Consider the following 3,502-nt stretch of genomic DNA (forward strand, 5'->3'; position numbering starts at 1 on the left):
TATCAAAAAGCACAGTTTGTATTGTCAATAAGACGTTTAAATTGTGTGTTTTATATTGATTCTTGTTGCACTTAATTACCTATATATAAAAGTCCTATTTGATAAGTGAAAACTTAAGCTACCCTCGATCAAATCAGGCAAACACTTAAATTTAACAAATAATTTAGGACTGCTAGATCAATCTCGATCTAGTAAAAATTCGATTATTCACAAAGTCAGTAAGAGTAACAGGAAAAACATGAATATCATAGTTCGTTTATTTGGAGCGATCGTTCTCCAAGTATCTGCGTTGGCTGCAATGTCTAGCATGGCAATGTCTGATGACAAGCCCTTTCGCGTTAATACCCAGCAGGCTCCGGTTCCTGCTGTTTATCCACGAAAAACAACACAGAGGATTTGCTCTTTAGATCCCATTGAAGATTTATTACCTCCACCACAAACTAAGACAAGTAATTCTTTGCTTTCTTACCTTGCTGAACAGGGTTTTACACAAAATAAAGAGGGTTCCTGGGTCTGTTATGCCAACGATCCTAAAAAAGAAGGACGTTACTTTACTTTATTTAAGGTCAAACAAGTTAATAGCAGGCTCATAGCAAGTTCTTTCCTAGATGAAGGCAGTCTGATTCAAGGGCAGGAAAATCGTAGCTTGAACTTCTTTATGATGCTGATTGAGCGTCATACGAATAGTACTAAAGAGAATCGTCAAGGTATACGTAGATATCTACAAGCCTTCGTTTCCTTAGTCAAGGAAGGGAAGATCAAACCTACACGTCGTGGGTATCTTTTTGACCAACCAAACCGGGCTATGGTCTTATATCACACACTCTCATCAGGAAACCTTAAAGGTACGGGAATCACGATCAACATTTATTTACCTAAGAGTTGAATTGGGGAAGTAGGGGAGCATACTTCGACTACGCTCAGTAACCGGGGAAGCAGGGGAGAAGTTGCAGTAAGTTTTTCCCCTCCGCTCCTCTGCTCCTCTGCCTCCCTGCCTCTTTTGCCCAATCCCCAATTAAATTGCTGTCGTTTAGTGGAGGTGCATCTTGTCTAGATCAATTGTTCAAAGAATTGCGATGCCGAAGGTAGTTCGCTTTGCAGCGATCGCATTTTCATCTGTTGCAGTAGTACTCACTACGTGTCAGTCTGCTTTTGCACAGCTAAATGTTGGACGCTATGGCATCCAACAAGGACTGGAGTCTGAGTATCTCCAGTACCAAATTAATAATCAGAATTTGAGCCGGATGCGCGTCATTCCTGGATGTGATGTGGGATTTGGTCTGACTTGCAATAAAACTGGATCGGTAATCCAACGATTAGTGGAGTTAAACAATGGGACTAGTTATCAAAACCTTTTAATCCGAGCAGCTGGTGGGGAGAAAAACTTCCAGAATTTCGCTAGCTTCTACGGCAACAATCCCAATCTCTCTGCGGTGCCTTACGCCTCATTTTGGAGAAACGCATCTCCCGCAATCATGGATGGATCTCAATACCTTCTTGGACAACCTTTTAGTCGCAATCCAGTAGAAGGACTCGGACTTGTAACCAAGCAGTTCTACTGGGCACCATACTCAGGAGTCAATGACTCTGTTAGCCTTCGTAGTGGGTTACTAGACCTGAAATTGTCATACGGACGACTGCTGTTTGAAGAGGCCTCAAAAATCTCCAATATTCAAGAGCAGATTCAGTCTCTAGGTCTGTCGCCAGAAATGACAAATTTTTATTTAGATAAAATCTCTACAGGCTTGGATGCGTTGAGTTCTGGAAATCAGAACCAACTTCAACAGAAGATTTTTGAAGTCCTATCCTTTCCATACTCCGAAGATGGTGGGGAACTCGGACGCCCCAATAATGCGATTCCAGCGGGATTTAATCAGCTCTTAGGAGAAGGTATCGCAGGAGATACTTTGCTGAGTGAAAATCCACTAGCGTTGGACGGAGAAACAATAGCTTTTGATGCTTTCCCTGGCTCTACGGGAGATGTCTTGGTACCAGACAGTTCTAATTCCTTTCCACTTTGGCCAATAATCGGCGTTGGGGGTCTTGGTTTAATTCTGCTTCTACTACTGAGTGGCGATAGTTCTTCAGCTCAATCATCGACACCTGTTTCTTCAGTTCAAACACCTACACCTGTTTCTCCAGAAAATGTACCTTTGTCTCTGACCAGTAAAGGCGAATGCGATCTGACCCCTAGTGGTAATGGTTCCAATCACACACAGATAATTGAGATTCCGTGTAATGTTACTCCTCAAACCCCCACGGAAGCCAAGAAGGTAATGGAGCCATCAACGATTAAAGCGCTTGTATTGCTAATTGTTTTACTATGGATAGTCCGTAACAAACACCGAACTTTAAAAATCCTTAATTCGTAATTATGTTACATAAGGGGATTTAGCGAAAAGTTAGAGCGCTAGTTTCCAGCGATGTCTACGACAATCAATGTCTGAGAGCATCAGGCTTAGAAAGAAATAATTAACCACTTAGGTTAGCACAGCCAGCTGTGCTAACCTACCCGTGTAACTCATTCAAATGAGAACGGCGAATACGTTTCTATTATGGGAATGCCTGGTTCGGGGAACGTCCCGTAGAGAAGGAAAGGTATCGCCTATTAATCTGCGGCCAATTCACCACATTCCACCAATTATCCAAATACTCAGCCCGACGGTTGCGATATTTCAGGTAATAAGCGTGTTCCCATAGATCGTTACCCATGATCGGATATGAACCCTCCATAATTGGGTTATCCTGATTTGCTGTGGTGACAATCTGGAGTTGCTTTTGAGGATTGCGTACTAGCCACACCCAACCACTACCGAAACGAGCTGCACCCGCTGCATTAAACTGTTTTTTAAAGGCATCAAAGCTGCCAAAAGTTTTGTTAATTTCTTGAGCGATCGCGCCTGATGGTTGTCCTCCACCTTGGGGACTCATCAGTTGCCAAAAAATCGTGTGGTTGAGATGACCACCAGCGTTATTACGTACCTTTGTGCGAATATCTTCAGGTACGCTGTTCAAATCCACTAGCAAACCTTCAACACTTCTTTTTTGCAAATCTGGATATTGCTTCAATGCATCATTTAAGTTCTTGACGTAACTAGCATGATGTGCGCCATGATGCAATTTCATCGTTTCAGCATCAATCGCTTTTCCTAGTGCCCCATAAGCATAAGGCAATGGTGGTAGCTGTGCAGGAGAAGCACTTAATGACCTATTAGGATAAGCTACGGTGGCAAACGATCTAGCAGGTGTTGGTGTAGAAGTTTGTGCCTCAGCTATTGGTACTAGTTCATGAGAAATTAGCAGAATTGTCAACACAATTGTTGTGAAGAAAAAAACTATTGTTTTTCGCCAAAATCTAATCATCAATTGTAGCCTCAAAATCAATCTTATTGGCTTATAACCCGATCTTAAACTGTTATTTTGCAGTTCAATTTAGCAAAATCTTATATATATTACCTTAGTTGTTAGTTAATTCGAGCAAAATATAGATATAGCTGAAATT

3 protein-coding genes are annotated in these 3,502 nt (G+C 41.8%); 2 read left to right on the plus strand and 1 reads right to left on the minus strand.

The genetic code is table 11. From position 1 onward, the window contains the following. The first annotated feature begins 238 nt into the window (after positions 1-238). Together IQ229_RS18725 and IQ229_RS18730 are read left to right on the plus strand one after the other, a co-directional pair. The gene (locus tag IQ229_RS18725) at positions 239-886 is read left to right on the plus strand and encodes a hypothetical protein (protein ID WP_194046307.1); all 648 of its coding nucleotides are present in this window, start codon (positions 239-241) and stop codon (positions 884-886) included. Positions 887-1,046: 160 nt separating this feature from the next. After that, positions 1,047-2,372, plus strand: a complete 1,326-nt coding sequence (locus IQ229_RS18730) for a hypothetical protein (RefSeq protein ID WP_228013558.1) — start codon at positions 1,047-1,049, stop codon at positions 2,370-2,372. 181 nt (positions 2,373-2,553) lie between these two features. Here the strand turns inward: IQ229_RS18730 and IQ229_RS18735 are convergent, their stop codons facing one another. Then, positions 2,554-3,363, minus strand: a complete 810-nt coding sequence (locus IQ229_RS18735) for a superoxide dismutase (protein ID WP_322744014.1) — start codon at positions 3,361-3,363, stop codon at positions 2,554-2,556. Positions 3,364-3,502: the final 139 nt, after the last annotated feature.

Origin of the sequence: Nostoc cf. edaphicum LEGE 07299 (assembly GCF_015207245.1) — a bacterium.
GTDB lineage: Bacteria > Cyanobacteriota > Cyanobacteriia > Cyanobacteriales > Nostocaceae > Nostoc > Nostoc edaphicum_B.